The sequence below is a fragment of the Nesterenkonia salmonea genome, assembly GCF_005771525.1.
Lineage (GTDB): Bacteria > Actinomycetota > Actinomycetes > Actinomycetales > Micrococcaceae > Nesterenkonia > Nesterenkonia salmonea.
This window is the reverse complement of the sequence record NZ_VAVZ01000020.1, coordinates 46,623-60,892: the sequence shown is the minus strand read 5'-3', so window position 1 is coordinate 60,892 and position 14,270 is coordinate 46,623. Positions and strand designations below refer to the sequence as shown.

Here is a 14,270-nt window from a genome sequence, read left to right as displayed (position 1 = left end):
GCAGGATTATTAGCCATACCCAAGGTTAACACCAAAGCAATAACCTATTTTGGAGACACACCACTAGCCCTGCATTACGCAGCCCGTGCGGCACAGCGCCGCAACTCGGTGCTCGCCGTGATCAACAAGTTCACAGTCCCGACGATGATCTACACTACCTACGCCGCCCTTCCAGACACTCGGGAGGATCAACTCAGACAACAGCTCGCCGAAGAAACTCTGGAAGCCGCACGTTGCACGTTGAACCACGTTGTTCATCAACTCGACCGCGGGACGGCATTCTGGAGTTCTTGTGAGGTGGGTCGATGCTCGTGGTACAGAGCCACTTTCAACACCTCAGTCAGGAGAAACACCGCGGCCCCGGCGCAACTGATGATCAGGAAGTGCTCGACGCCCAGCGGGCGGGACTCGAAGAGCCGCTGCAGCGGTGGCGCATAGATGAACAGCAGCTGCAGAACAGTCAGGCCGAGCACGCAGAGCCAGGCAACGCGGTTGTTGAACAGCGCAGTGACCCTCAGGCTGGTGGTCTCTAATGCTTTGACGTTGAAGAGATAAAAGGCCTGACAGACCACGAGCACGCTCGTGGCTACGGTTCGGGCCGTATCCAGGTCGTCCCCAGCAGCGATTCGCCAACTGAACACACCCACCGTGGCTGTGGCAATGAGCGCCGAGACCAGACCAATCTGGACGATGTGCCGGGACTCCACAATCCCCTTGGCGGGATCGCGGGGGCTACGCTGCATCAGCCCTCGCTCAGCGGGCTCGAATGCAAAAGCAAAGGCCAGTGTCACTGCGGTGACCATATTTGCCCACAGTATCTGCAGCGGAGTCAGTGGCAGCGTCCAACCCAACGCAACGGCGAACAGCACAACGGCCGACTGGGCCCCGTTGGTGGGAAGCAGGAAGACCATTGCCTTACGGAGATTGTCATAAATCCGACGTCCCTCCTCGACGGCGATCTCGATAGTCGTAAAGTCATCGTCGGCCAGCACGATATCCGCAGACTCCTTGGTAACCTCAGTACCTTTCACACCCATTGCGACCCCAATGTCCGCCCGCCGCAGCGCTGGAGCGTCATTGACCCCGTCCCCCGTCATGGCGACCACCTGTCCTGAAGCCTGCAGTGCGTGGACGAGGCGGAGCTTATGCTCAGGACTGGTGCGAGCGAAGACATTGTGCGTCGTGGCCAGCTCCCGCAGTTCATCGTCATCGACCTCCTCCAGTTGGGGCCCCGACACGGTTCCCGCATCATTGTCCAGACCCATATGCTGGGCAATGGCAGTGGCTGTACCAACATGATCTCCGGTGATCATTTTCACCTCGATCCCCGCAGCATGGCAGACCTCGATGGCCGTGATCGCGGCCTCCCGCGGGGGATCCACAATTCCGACCACACCGAGAAAGGTCAGGTCTTCGCCGAGGGTCTCCAAGGTCAGCGTCTCTGCGTCTGCGCTAGATCCTGGACGCTCGGCCGCTGCAAGAACGCGCATCCCCTGGGCCGATAACTGCTCAATATGGTCCTCCCAGAAGACACGGTCCAGCGGCGACTCGCCGCCGGCTGCGCCCAACTGATTCGGACAACGGTCCAGCAACCGGTCAGGTGCGCCTTTGACGAGCACGCGCCAGTCTCCCTCCCTTTCGGCCAGGGTGGCCATGAGCTTGTTCTCAGAGCTGAACGGCAGCGTGGTAGGACGCTGAGCAGCACCGGGATCCAGCCCGAGCTTTCCGGCCAGCGACTGCAGTGCACCCTCGGTAGGTTCTCCGTTGATGCCCCACCGACCGTCCTGCTGCACCAGCTGGGTGTCATTGGCAATGCTGAACGCCTCAGCGAGCCGGCGCAGACCCGGGTGCTCCAGGCCGATAGGGGTACCGTCAGTCTGGAGCACCTCGCCTTCCGGGGCGTAGCCAGTGCCGGTCACCACGAATTCCTGGCCGTCGGTGTTGGTTGAATCAGCGAGCACCAGACGCTCGACGGTCATCTCGTTCTTGGTCAGCGTGCCCGTCTTGTCTGAGCAGATTGTTGTGACGCTGCCGAGCGTCTGGACGGCCGGCAGCCGCCGGGTGATGGCGTTGCGGCGAGCCATGGCCTGCACTCCCAGTGCCAGGGTGATGGTGATCAGTGCAGGCAGCCCTTCAGGAATTGCCGCGACGGCAAAGCTTGCTGCAGCCTGCAGCAGTTCGCCCAGATCGGTCCCGTGAACCAGCGCGCCGATGAGTACCAGAGCCACAGTCATCACCACGACGCCGACGGTCAGCCACCGGCCGAATGCTGCAATCTGTCGGGTCAGCGGAGTCTGCAGCGACTCCACCTGACTCATCATGGTGTTGATGCGTCCGATCTCGGTGTCCATGCCGGTGCCGGTGGCGATACCTATGCCCGCACCTGATGTGACCATGGTGCCGGAGAAGACCATGCAGCTTCGGTCACCCAGCGCCGCATCAGGGGCCACAGCGGCCGTGCCCTTGGACGCTGGGACGGATTCACCGGTCAGGGCCGATTCCTCCGCTGTGAGCTCCTGGGCTTCGTTGAGTCGCAAATCGGCCGGGACCTTATCACCGGCGCGCAGCCGAACACAGTCTCCGGGGACCAGTTCAGTGGCAGGGATCTGCTGCCAAGCGCCGGCCCGCAACGCTGTCGCCGAGGGCGAGAGCATCTCGCGAATACCTTCCAGTGCGCGTTCCGCCCGGCCCTCCTGGAGAAAACCGACTGTGGCATTGACTACCACCACAATGACGATGACGATGGTGTCGACCCAATGCTGAAGCACTGCTGTGAGCACTGCTGCGCCGAGCAGCACATAGATCAGCACGTCGTTGAAGTGGCGGAGGATTCGAATGATGACGCCGTCTCGCTCAGCAGCCGTCAGTTCGTTCGGTCCAAATTCGTCCAGCCGTTGCTGGACATCGTGAGAGCCCAGGCCTGCATCGAGATCAGCCTGATACTTGCTGAGGATATCGTCGATTGGGAGGGCATGCGGGTCCGTGAGGTGCTTGAGCTTCACATTGCTCCTGCTGCGTAAAAGTCCTGGGTACGGGCTCGGTGATTGCCCTCCGACTCTATATCGGAGGGGCAGGGTGCCTCTACAGCACGTAGAAGAATATTGCCTTCCACCATACGGGGGTCGAGGCAGAAGCCGGACCAGCTGAGATCACATATGCTGACAAGAATCCGTGTCCTATTCGCGCAAGGTCTAATCTATGGAACCTGCCTTGAGTACAGGTGTTGTCAGGGAGCCAAATGACTACATGCTCATAGCTTGCAGACTTGGTTCTGTTGTGGGACCGTCGCTTCCCACGAGAGATTGCGGTCAATTCGGCTGCGAAGTGTTTCTGCTGCTTGGGCCTCACCGTGAACGATGAAAACCTTCTCCGGCGTTTGACGAAATCCTGAGAGCCATTTCATCAGGCCAGCAGCATCTGCATGTGCTGACAGCCCTGGCAAATTCGCGACTTCTGCGTTGATAGGGATCCAGTCTCCATGAATCTTGATGTCTTGTGCTCCCTCAAGGAGTGCGCGTCCACGTGTTCCTGCTGCTTGAAATCCCACAAGCAATATGGTGTGCCGGCGGTCGGGTCCAAAGGCTTTCAGATGGTGCAGTATCCGGCCCCCAGTGGCCATGCCACTGGCAGATATGACAATCTTGGGCTCATTACTACGTGAAATGCGCTTTGAGTCTTCGGGATGGCGGGTATAGGTAGCAACTTTGCCCACGGCCTGGGATGTCCGAGGGTCCAGACGGTGATCGTGGGGGTGGGCATTCAACAATCCGCTGGCATTAATCGCCATGGGACTGTCGAGGTAAATCGGAACATCGGGCAATCGACCCGTACGGCGCAAATTCCACAGGTAGTACAACAGCGTTTGTGCCCGTCCCACCGCAAAGGAGGGAATGAGCACAGTTCCGCCTCGTCGTGTGGTTTCTTCGATAACCTTGGCGAGGGTGCCTGAAGCGTCGGAGATGTTATGAAGGCGATCGCCGTACGTCGACTCAATCACGACATAATCAGCTTCCCGGACAGGTTCAGGATCGAACATGACCGGGTCGTCATATTTGCCCAGATCACCCGAGAACACCACCTGTCGATTACCCCATTGAATATCTACGGCAGCGGCACCCAATATGTGCCCTGCTCGTCGGAACCGGACCGTAGCACCATTGGATGTCTGAAACGGCTGGTCGAACGGGTAGGTGATGAAGGCATCGATGGCACGTTGAGCATCCCGAGAGTCGTACAGCGGCAGTGCCGGGGAGTGTTTGGTTTTCTTGATGCGGTTCAGGAACGCCGCATCCTTCTCTTGGAGCCAGGCACTGTCTTTGAGGATCAGTTCAGCTACGTCTCGCGTTGCCTCCGTGGAGATGATTGGACCCGTGAACCCTTCACGGATCAGTCTGGGCAGATATCCGCAATGGTCAAGGTGGGCATGGGTGAGAACCACCGCATCGATGCTTGATGCTTCGATCGGCAGGGGTTTCCAGTTGAGTTCGCGAAGGTTCTTCTGGCCCTGGAAGAGACCGCAGTCTATGAGAATCCGATCATCGCCCCATTGCAGGAGGTGTTTAGAACCGGTCACCGTTCCCGCCCCGCCCAGCGAAGTGAGCGTCAAACCGGCCATGTGCGATTCCTCTCGAAATTCTTCGTCTCGGTTGCGCAGTTCTTAGCAAGATCAGATTCGGCGCCGCCGAACTAGTCAGCTCTCTTAACGTCTACGTCACGCAAAGCCTACCTAATATCGCGCAGTATCCCGGCGTTGTTGACCAGGATCGTGGGACTTCCCAGCTCCTGAACAACTCGCTGAGTCGCCTTCTCGACTGCAGGCTCATCAGCAACATCGACCCCTACGGCAAGAGCGGACCCCCCGGCGCTTCGAATCTCTTCGGCAGTTGTCTCAGCCTGCTCCTCCAGCAGGTCAAGCACCGCGACAGCGTGTCCGTCCGCCGCTAGGCGATGTGCGGTGGCAGCGCCGATTCCGCGCGCTCCGCCCGTCACTATCGCAACTCGTGGTGTTGTAGGTGTCATGCGGGATCCTCTCCTGGAATGTTCTGCTTGCCCCCCAAGCATACCGACCGCGCGGTATGCTGTGAAGCACCAGGTTGCAGAGCTCACCGTCATCACCAACATGACACGCAGCCCAGGGCGATGGGTGCAGGCCTACCCTTCCGTGGTTGTGCCTACGAGCAGGCTCATGATTAGGTCATCATGTGACACGGGGTACCTAGACTGACCGGAGCTTCGACTCCGCACCGGTCGACGGCTGAGAACACACCCGTTGAACCTGATCCAGTTAGCACTGGCGAAGGGATTGTCCGGCTCATCAGCGCGCTCGGAGTGCCTTCGCCTCGATACAAGAGAGACAAGGCACATGACCACTGAAGCCCTCCCCCTCGACCAACAAGTCGTCGTCGTCACCGGTGGTGCCCGCGGCCTCGGAGCAGCAATCACCAAAACGTTCCTCTCCCAGGGCGCCAGGGTCGTCATCAATTACTACACGTCAAAAGAGGCTGCCGAAGCCCTCGCGGCGGATTATCCTGGGCAAGCCCTCGCCATCGAAGCCGATATTCGTGACCGTGGTGCCGTCGACCATCTCATCACCACCACAACCGAGCATTTCGGCTCCGTCACCACCGTGATCAACAACGCCCTGGTCGACTTTGTCTTCAACGGTGATGCCCGGCCTCAAGCCATGCAGATCACCTACGATGCGCTCACACGCCAGTTCGAAGGTGCAGTGAAGGGCGCACTGAACGCCATCCAGGCCGCCCATCCCGGCATGAAGCGAACAGGCTTCGGCCGCATCATCAATATCGGCACCAACCTCTTCCAGCACCCCGTAGTGCCGTACCACGACTACACCGCAGCCAAGGCCGCCCTGCTATCCCTGACCAAAACATTCGCCGACGACCTGGGTCCTGAAGGGATCACGGTCAACATGGTCTCCGGCGGGCTTCTGCGAACCACAGATGCCTCAGCGGCTACCCCGGAAGCGGTGTTCGAAGGAATCGCGGCCGGCACACCACTGCGAAAAGTCACCACGCCGGACCAGCTCGCCGATGCGACCCTGTTCTTCGCATCACCCTGGGCCAGAGGTGTCACCGGGCAGAACCTGATCGTCGACGGAGGCCTCGTCAAAGGTTGATGAGTATGAACACACCCCATACCAAGCAGGCGCATTTCAACCTCTTCATCCACGGTGTAGGCCACCACAGCGCCGCCTGGCGAGCCCCGGATTCTCACGCCGAGAGGCTGCGCGATGTCGACTACTACACGGAGTTGGCGCAGATTGCTGAACGGGGGAAGTTCGATGCCGTGTTCTTCGCCGATGGGCACTCGAACAGCATCACTGCTGCGGAGGATAGTCCACTCTGGAACCTTGAGCCGCTAACCCTGCTTTCGGCAATGAGCCGGGAAACCGATCGAATCGGACTGGTCAGCACCGTCTCAGCAACCTTCAACACTCCTTTCCACGCCGCGCGACTGCTGGCGAGTCTGGACTGGATCTCTCAGGGTCGGATCGGGTGGAACGTGGTGACCTCAATGTTCGATGCCGAAGCTCAGAACCACAGTCTGGAGAAGATGCCCGAACACGCAGTGCGGTACGAACGTGCTGAGGAGTTCGTCGACGTCGTCCTCCGGCTGTGGGATTCTTGGCCAGCCGAGTCGATTCTCATTGACCGCGAGGATGAACCAGACGGTACACCCGGACGGTACGTGGACGGGATGAAGCTCACCGAACTGAACCACTCAGGGGAGCATTTCGCCGTACGAGGGCCGCTCAATGTGCCACGCCCGCCTCAAGGTCATCCCGTGCTCTTCCAAGCCGGGGCCTCCGAACAGGGCCGTGAACTCGCGGCACGCCGGGCAGAGGCGATCTACGCTGTGGCCTACGACTTGGGTGCCGCCCAAGAGTACCGATCAGACATGAGGCGTCGGATCACAGCTCAGGGGCGCCACCCGGATTCTGTCGCCGTCATGCCGGGCCTGGTGACCTATGTAGGCTCCACGATGGAGGAGGCGCAAGCCAAGCAGCGTGAGCTAGATGAGCTGCTGCCGGTAGAGAGTTCCCTGCGTCAGTTGAGTGTATTTGTCGGTCAAGACGCTTCCGCGTGGGAAATGGACGCCCCGGTTCCCGACCTGCCTCCCTTAAAGGACTTCACCGGTCCCAAGGGACGCTACGCGACAATTCTCCGGATAATTGAGACGGAACAGCCCACCGTGCGTCAGCTCCTGGGACGGCTCGCAGCCGGCGGCGGTCACTGCACCATGGTCGGGACACCGGAATCGATCGCCGATGAGATCGAGCTGTGGCTGGATGCAGGCGGTGCCGACGGGTTTAACCTCATGCCGCCTTCTTTACCGCACAGCACCAGCGACTTTGTGGACCATGTGGTCCCTGAGCTTCAGCGCAGGGGGCGTTTCCGCTATGAATACGCAGGAGAGACGCTGAGGAGTCACCTCGGACTCGACGTGCCCGAGTAGGTTGGACTAGATGTCGGAGATCAGACTGACCGGACAGTTGATCTGCCAAGATGACTCGGAGATCGTGTGGGAGGTTTCGGAACACTTTCGGGACGCCGAACCCTTCGCACTTCATCAGGAGCGCGTCAGAACCAGCGAATGGGGACGCCGAACCTCCGAAATCAAGCGAAGCTACGCCGTGACGGGCCTCCAGCCGCCCTAGCTGGGTAGGTGGACCAACCACTTGGCCTTCATCTCTGCGTCCAGGTCGAGGCCGAACCGCCTGCCGACGAGCATCGCCATGCCCAGGACATCGGCCACCTCCGCACGGAACTGAGCCTGAACTTCCTCCTCACTGGCACCCTTGTCGCGGGCCTGACCAGTCAGAGCCAGAAATGCTTGACTGAGCTCGCCGACCTCTTCCTGGAGCTTCAGCATCAACCACTCATCGGAGCGCTCGATGCCGAAAAGCTCTCCATAGCGAACTGAGACCTGTTCCACCAGAGCTGCCATTTCATCGATATGCATCAGACAAGAATGACACGCCAGCACTCCGCCGGGGCGCACTGCGCAGACAAACGGGTTGCATGCTCTTGATGCTTGTCAGTAGCCTCAGCATTCTCTGACTATCCATTCAGCGGCGCCCCATCAGGCATCGCCTAGCAGAAGCGGACACCACCACAGTGCCCCAGACGAGCCCAACCGCAGACCGGTTCCATACCCGGCGCCTGCAGGTCGGCGGCTATGCCGTAGATGTGCGCGGTACCTTCACTCCAGGACTTCCCCCAATGGTTTTGGTGCACGGTCTCGGGATGTCTGCGGAGTATTTTCGGCCCTACGCCGAGATTCTCGCTGAGACCCACGATGTCTACGCAGTGGATCTGCCGGGCTATGGCAGCACTCCTAAGCCACCTCACGCGCTGACCATCCCAGAACTGGGCGAGGCCCTGACCGGAGTAGTCGCTGAGCTGGCGTTGGTGGCACCCGTGCTAGTCGGACATTCCATGGGATGCCAGATCGTCGCAGACGCGATCGCCAACAATCATCAGGTGTATGTCGGTTACATTCTCATCGGCCCCACAGTGGACCCCGCCGCGCGGAATCTCCCCACCCAAGCACTCCGGCTCTTCCAGAACATGTTGGCCGAGCCGTTTGCCACCAACGTTCTGGTCTTCCGAAACTACTTGCGGATGGGCCCACTCCGGCATCTGCACACCGTCCGCCACATGCTCGCCGACCGTCCCGAAGACACCATCCGGAGCTGCACTGTCCCTGGTCTCGTAGTGCACGGGGACAAAGACCCGGTTCCGTCAGATGAGTGGGTCCGCGAGCTAGTTGGCCTGGCCCCGGACGCGAACCTGCGTGAGATTTCCAGCGGAACGCACGCTCTGCACCACAATCAGCCCGATGAGCTCGCCGCAGCCTGCGCGCAGTTCCTGACCATGGTCACCGGCTCAGGTCCCTCACCGGAGGCCCCGCCCTCGACCCAGTCAACGGTCGAGGACCTATGAAAACGTCATCCTCCCGGGGTAGGGCTCGCGGAGCTGGGCGTGTCTTGAAGGCCGGCACCAACCTCACAGTCTGGGCCCGAGACTACGGCTACGCGCTGCGCCAGCAGGCCGCAGGCCTTCTTCAACGTCCCGACCCGTACTCATACCGGCGTGCCGACTCTGACAAACCTGTCATCGTTCTGCTGCCCGGGATCTACGAAACGTGGACATTCCTGCTTCCCCTGGCCAATGCGCTGCATGAACAGGGTTATGACGTTCGTCCCGTGGTCGAACTGGGTTACAACGGGGGCACCTTCGAGGAGATGGCACATGTTGTCCACAGGCACATCGACCGGGAAAGCATAGGCCCCTGCGTATTAGTGGCGCACAGCAAAGGCGGTCTGATTGGGAAACACCTGCTGGCCCGCCACAATGAGGCCAGGCTGATCAAAGGGCTCGTCACCCTCAACACGCCGTTCGACGGTTCACCGTTGGCCCGCCTGATGCCGCTGCCAGCGATCCGCGCATTCCTGCCACGATCTCCTGAACTTGCCGCATTGGGAGCTAAGCGGGATGTGGACAAGGACATTGTGTCCATCTACGGGCGTTTCGATCCACATATCCCCGGAGGCAGCTACCTGCAGGGGGCGCACAACGTTCAGCTGAGCTCCCGCGGCCATTTCCTGCCGCTGGGTGACCGCCGGGTCCATCAGGCGGTGCTGGAAGGAGTTCAACGGCTCACGCGTTGAATCCTTCACAGAACTGAGCTGGACCCTGACTAACCTTTGTTCTTCCGGTTCTTCTGTCCGCTGATCAAAGCGATGGAGATGGCAGCCAGCCAGACGTCCTTAGCCAGAGGTGTGCCGTCTTGTGACGGGCGCACGCCGTCGGCCTCAGTCATCGCATCATTGCGGAAGTACATGCTCAGCATTCCGGCCGAGAAGCCGGCCAGCCCAAGGCCAGCAAGCCGGTTGCTCACAAACGGAGTCAGCAGCGCAGTACCGAGGGTGATCTCACCCCAGGCCAGGGCCTTGCCGAACGTTTCCGGGGAGAGCTGTTTCACTGCTGGAACCCCGGTGGAAGCCATGCCCTGCAGCCCGGCAGCGGACTCGGCGTCTAGTTTCAGTTTGCTGATTCCGGCGTTGAGGACGAACGCGCCGGGTATGGTGCGCAGAGCAAGTGTTGAAACATTCATGAATTTTCTCCTACCGATCATTGTCACGAAGGACGCTATGGCGAGCTTCTGAGTGCATTTCTCACCAATCAACCCCGCCCGGTTCGACATCATTCCCTCTGCCGGGCTAGGCATGCGCATTAGGGTATGTTCATGAGCCCTTCCCGCATGCCGTTGCGCCGCCTACGCCGACGAACGTCCCCCAAGACCCTGCCACTGGCGATCGCAGGTTCTGCTATGGCGGTCCCAGTCACCGCAGCGATCTCTGTTGTGGCGTTGGACCTCTTCAAGCAGCGCGAACGCAAGGAACGCGACGCGCCCCGGCCAGGCACTTTCGAATCGCATGTCGAGGAATCACCGCTGCGCATCTACACCGACGGCGAAGCGCTCTACGGGGACATGCTGCAGGCTATCGATTCCGCCCAGCACTCGATCCTCATGAAGACCTACATCTGGAAGAACGATCAGGTGGGCCAGCAGTTCATCAATGCGTTCAACGCGGCAGTCAGACGCGGCGTCGATGTGTTCATCATTTACGACGGGTTCGCCAACCTCGTCGTACCGCAGTCGTTCTACCGCCGGCTCGATAAAGACGTTCACGTGTACCGGATGCCAGCCGCGGGAAGGAGCTTCTGGAAGGCGCCTCTGCGCTCAACCGGCTTCAACCACTCAAAGATTCTGGTGGTCGATGACGAGATCGGGTTCGTTGGCGGCTACAACATCGGTTCCCTCTACGCAAAGAAATGGCGCGACACCCACCTCCGTGTGGCCGGACCAGCGGTATGGGGTCTGCGGCAGACGGTGGCACGGTTATGGAATGAGGACCGCCACCCCTCAGAGCAGATTCCCTGGATCGCTCCGGACAGCTGGAACCCCACGGTCCGAGTGGTGGCGAATATGCCGGTCGACCTGGTCTACCCAGTGCGGAACATGTATCTCAAAGCGATCGAGCGGGCTCGCGATCGGATATGGATCTCCACACCGTATTTCGTCCCTGACCAGCAGATCGTGCGCGCCCTCACGCTGGCGTCCCGGCGTGGGGTCGATGTCCAAGTCATGGTCCCCAAAGATTCCAACCATGTGATCGCCGACTGGGTCTCTCGCGGATTCTTCGGGCAGATGCTCGATGCAGGCATCACCGTTCTCCTCTACACCAGCAGCATGATGCACTCCAAGACCGCCACCATCGACGGAGTATGGTCAACAATCGGCACGGCCAACATCGACAGGCTCTCCCTGTCCTTCAACTACGAATCCAATATTGAAGTCGTCGACAAGGGGTTCGCCGCCGAGATGGAGAGAGTCTTCCGCAGCGATCTCGAGCACTGCGAGCGCGTCAGGTCCGGTAGCTGGAGGATGCGCCACCCGATCGTGCGGGTCACCGAGGTCGCACTGAGACCCCTGCGCCCTATCCTCTAACAACACCCCACCTCCCACAGGAAACGCACTCGGTGATGAGACAGACTAGATTCATGAACACACCCGATGAGATCACCACCCAAGAATCGACTGTCGAGGACTGGACGCACGCACTGGGAAAGCCCATCGGCGCACCCGGCGGTGGCGCTGGCGCCGGAGTGATGCTCGCGATCGCAGCATCCCTGACCTCCATGGTTGCCGGCTACACCGACGCAGAGAAAAACCCGGGGAACCAACTGGAAGAAATCCTCACCAGAGCCCAGAACCTGCGACGCACTGCCCTACGATTAGCGGACGACGACGCCGCAGCCTCCCAAGCATTCGGCGCCGCGTTTAAGCTGGACCGCGGTGAAGAACGGGACCAGGCAATCCGTGAAGCCTCAGTCGGGGCGGCCCAGTCCTCTGCCAAGCTCGGCGAGCACGCGGTAGAAGCGATCGATGACTTAATCTGGCTCGCAGAGAACGGAAAGTCGGCACTGATCGCTGACGTCGTCGTCGCATTCGGTGCCCTACGGGCAGCAGTGGCAGGTGCGCGCACCAACGTGAGCTTTGACCTGGGGACCCTGCGCGCCTCCGGGTCAACCCTTGAGCAGATCCGCCAACAGCACCCCGAACTGTGGGAAACCGTCCACCGGTTCGATGACGCCATGGAGCGCATCGATGCCTCCACCGCCGCGATCGATCAACGAGCAGCCCCGACAGGCTCCCACTGACCCAGATGTGAGGCATCACCCCGCTCCCAGCCGAAGGTTCTCTCCCGGCCCCAAACGGATGGGGCCACGGGCATCAGCGTCCACCACCTCACCCTTTTGCGTGATGCGGATTTGCCGCTCTTCGGAGAGTTCTGCAGCCACCTGGCGGGCAAGGTCCATGAGGTCCCGCCAGGTATCGCCGCCGACGATTCGGGCGGCGTCACTTGGGCAGATGGTGGCCCCCTCACGTTGCCTCAGCAGCGCGCGAATCGCTGCCGCAAGCCTGTCCTTCTGTCCAGCCTCTGTAGGCTCCCACCATGGCTCACCGCGTTCTCCGAGTGCGACCTTCGCGTCCTGCACGCGGAACCGAACGTCGTCGCCGCGCGTTTTGACCAAACGCCGGGCAGTCATGAGCTCTTTGACGAGTTCGCTGCGCAGCCGCTCTGGAATATGCGGATCGGTGGCGCGCCACTTTTGACCTTTGACGATGATATACCGGCCATCATCAGTGCATTCATGATCACTCACGTGGTGCACTGTACGCGTCGGTTGTGGATATCCGAAGGGCGGATCAGGATCAGGGCCTCACTGAAACGTGTCGCGAGGTGCGCGGACATCGTAAGTCTTGCGCTGGGGTGCCTGAGCCTCGCTTTGCTGACATGGACCAGCTCCGCCGCCTGCTATGGGCGGTCGCGCCATACAGCCTGGACTGCGTTGAGGAGGTCTGACTCGCTGATGCCCGATTTTTGGGCCTCCGCCACAGCATCTCTGACATGGCCAAGCACCACGCCCGGGAGAACCGATGGCTGAGCAGCGACCCGGGTACCGGCAGCGCCCTTCGTCACCACAAACCCGCTGGACTCCAGCGCACGGTATGCCTTGGCGGCAGTCGTCACCGCGACGCCGAGATCCCGCGCGGTTTGTCGGACGGTCGGGAGCCGGTCCCCTGCACCCATCCGACCAGACAGGATCAGCCCTCTGAAATGAGCGGCGATTTGTTCGGCTGAATACTCAGCCATGAACAGTCGCCGCCTGAGGCTGGGGTCGCCGGACCGCCACCGCGACAACTGTCATCAGCAGGAAGAGCGCAAAGAACTGCACGAGGTATGACAGGCCCAAAAGCCATGGCGAAGCTGCTGCCAGAGTGGTGTCAAACGAGTAGCCCTCTGAAGCTAGTGACACTCCTGCTGCACTCGAGGCCGTGTTGAGCGCGCGGGCAAGAGTAAGGAGAACTGCACCGGCGCCGAAGCAGACCACCATGTATGAAAACGCTGATCGCGACGCTTCCTCCGCTCCGACACTGTTTGGGGTAAAAAACGGACGTACCGCATTGAGGTGAAGGACTAGAACCGTCAGCACAAGAAGCACAAGCGCCGCTGCAGCGGCCGGCAGACCATACGCCCACCCGAAGAAATCAGCCACCATTCCACCTGTGGCTCCGGTATCGATCACCAGCCACCGGTAGCGGCCCTCATCATCTGGGCTTGAGGCAGATCCGGCGAACGCGACGAACAAAATTAGGGCGAACGCGCAGGACCCAAACAACCACAACTGGGACGTGCCGGTGAAGGATCGCCACGTGCGGGGATGCGTGGGCGCAACTGGCTCGGCCGGCTGCCGGCGGTAACTGACCAAGAGCACTGCGACAACGAGCAAGACCAAGCATGCTGCTAGCAGCGGAATCGAGTACCTCCACCAGCTGTAGTCCTGGCCTCCGAGCCTTATGCGGTGGAAACGCATGACAGTCACCGTCACGGCGAACAGGACAAGGAGCGCAGCCCCAGACGCCAGGGTCCACCGCGCCGCAGCGTCAGGTCGGGATGAGCCGTCAAGCCGGACCGGACGAGGCAGCTTCTCGCGCCATAGGGGAACCGCTAGGACGGCCACGACGGACAGGGCCGCGACGACGGGAAGCACCTCACAGAGCATTGCCAACATGAACATGTCCGTTTCCCCGCTTCCCGCATGTAGTCATCACCACTCAACCTATGTACCACACACATGGTACAAGTTTTGTACTATATGTGCAGTACAAGGCGT

Annotated in this window: 14 protein-coding genes and 1 pseudogene; 7 read left to right on the top strand and 8 right to left on the bottom strand. The window is 60.6% G+C overall.

Annotated features, from left to right (window positions below; translation table 11 throughout):
• Positions 1 to 257: 257 nt before the first annotated feature.
• From FEF26_RS08530 to FEF26_RS08520, 3 genes and pseudogenes are all read right to left on the bottom strand, one after another.
• Positions 258 to 3,002, bottom strand: a complete 2,745-nt coding sequence (locus FEF26_RS08530; RefSeq protein ID WP_138253118.1) for an HAD-IC family P-type ATPase — start codon at positions 3,000 to 3,002, stop codon at positions 258 to 260.
• A 248-nt stretch (positions 3,003 to 3,250) separates the two neighbouring features.
• Positions 3,251 to 4,615, bottom strand: coding sequence for an MBL fold metallo-hydrolase RNA specificity domain-containing protein (locus tag FEF26_RS08525; RefSeq protein ID WP_138253117.1), 1,365 nt, complete (start codon positions 4,613 to 4,615; stop codon positions 3,251 to 3,253).
• A 116-nt stretch (positions 4,616 to 4,731) separates the two neighbouring features.
• A pseudogene (locus FEF26_RS08520) lies at positions 4,732 to 5,019 on the bottom strand (SDR family NAD(P)-dependent oxidoreductase); the annotation flags it as partial.
• Between the two features lie 343 nt (positions 5,020 to 5,362).
• Here FEF26_RS08520 and FEF26_RS08515 point away from each other — a divergent pair.
• The 3 genes from FEF26_RS08515 to FEF26_RS08505 are packed head-to-tail and all read left to right on the top strand — an operon-like array spanning position 5,363 to position 7,678.
• Positions 5,363 to 6,136: a 3-oxoacyl-ACP reductase gene (locus tag FEF26_RS08515; protein WP_138253115.1), complete on the top strand. Its 774-nt coding sequence runs from the start codon at positions 5,363 to 5,365 to the stop codon at positions 6,134 to 6,136.
• 5 nt (positions 6,137 to 6,141) lie between these two features.
• The gene (locus tag FEF26_RS08510; protein WP_208012875.1) at positions 6,142 to 7,476 is read left to right on the top strand and encodes an LLM class flavin-dependent oxidoreductase; all 1,335 of its coding nucleotides are present in this window, start codon (positions 6,142 to 6,144) and stop codon (positions 7,474 to 7,476) included.
• A 10-nt stretch (positions 7,477 to 7,486) separates the two neighbouring features.
• Entirely contained in the window at positions 7,487 to 7,678 is a 192-nt protein-coding gene (locus FEF26_RS08505; RefSeq protein WP_138253113.1) for a hypothetical protein, read from the top strand.
• Here the strand turns inward: FEF26_RS08505 and FEF26_RS08500 are convergent.
• A complete protein-coding gene (locus FEF26_RS08500) occupies positions 7,675 to 7,983 on the bottom strand; it encodes a nucleoside triphosphate pyrophosphohydrolase family protein (RefSeq protein ID WP_138253112.1) in 309 nt (102 codons plus the stop codon). The genes FEF26_RS08505 and FEF26_RS08500 overlap by 4 nt on opposite strands.
• A gap of 155 nt (positions 7,984 to 8,138) precedes the next feature.
• Between FEF26_RS08500 and FEF26_RS08495 the strand changes: the two genes are divergently transcribed.
• Entirely contained in the window at positions 8,139 to 8,966 is an 828-nt protein-coding gene (locus FEF26_RS08495) for an alpha/beta fold hydrolase (protein ID WP_138253111.1), read from the top strand.
• The gene (locus tag FEF26_RS08490; RefSeq protein WP_138253110.1) at positions 8,963 to 9,694 is read left to right on the top strand and encodes an esterase/lipase family protein; all 732 of its coding nucleotides are present in this window, start codon (positions 8,963 to 8,965) and stop codon (positions 9,692 to 9,694) included. Before FEF26_RS08495 ends, FEF26_RS08490 begins: the two co-directional genes overlap by 4 nt.
• Positions 9,695 to 9,723: 29 nt before the next feature.
• Here the strand turns inward: FEF26_RS08490 and FEF26_RS08485 are convergent, their stop codons facing one another.
• Positions 9,724 to 10,140, bottom strand: a complete 417-nt coding sequence (locus FEF26_RS08485; RefSeq protein WP_138253109.1) for a hypothetical protein — start codon at positions 10,138 to 10,140, stop codon at positions 9,724 to 9,726.
• Between the two features lie 132 nt (positions 10,141 to 10,272).
• Here FEF26_RS08485 and FEF26_RS08480 point away from each other — a divergent pair, with 132 nt between their 5' ends.
• Positions 10,273 to 11,538, top strand: coding sequence for a phospholipase D-like domain-containing protein (locus FEF26_RS08480; RefSeq protein WP_138253108.1), 1,266 nt, complete (start codon positions 10,273 to 10,275; stop codon positions 11,536 to 11,538).
• A gap of 53 nt (positions 11,539 to 11,591) precedes the next feature.
• Entirely contained in the window at positions 11,592 to 12,251 is a 660-nt protein-coding gene (locus FEF26_RS08475; RefSeq protein WP_138253107.1) for a cyclodeaminase/cyclohydrolase family protein, read from the top strand.
• Positions 12,252 to 12,266: 15 nt separating this feature from the next.
• On the opposite strand, the gene FEF26_RS08470 is transcribed toward FEF26_RS08475, so the two are convergent.
• The 3 genes from FEF26_RS08470 to FEF26_RS08460 all read right to left on the bottom strand — a co-directional run bounded on the left by FEF26_RS08470 (position 12,267) and on the right by FEF26_RS08460 (position 14,174).
• The gene (locus FEF26_RS08470) at positions 12,267 to 12,758 is read right to left on the bottom strand and encodes a DUF3253 domain-containing protein (RefSeq protein ID WP_138253106.1); all 492 of its coding nucleotides are present in this window, start codon (positions 12,756 to 12,758) and stop codon (positions 12,267 to 12,269) included.
• A 152-nt stretch (positions 12,759 to 12,910) separates the two neighbouring features.
• Positions 12,911 to 13,249, bottom strand: coding sequence for a GntR family transcriptional regulator (locus tag FEF26_RS08465; protein WP_138253105.1), 339 nt, complete (start codon positions 13,247 to 13,249; stop codon positions 12,911 to 12,913).
• The gene (locus FEF26_RS08460) at positions 13,242 to 14,174 is read right to left on the bottom strand and encodes a hypothetical protein (RefSeq protein ID WP_138253104.1); all 933 of its coding nucleotides are present in this window, start codon (positions 14,172 to 14,174) and stop codon (positions 13,242 to 13,244) included. Before FEF26_RS08460 ends, FEF26_RS08465 begins: the two co-directional genes overlap by 8 nt.
• Positions 14,175 to 14,270: the final 96 nt, after the last annotated feature.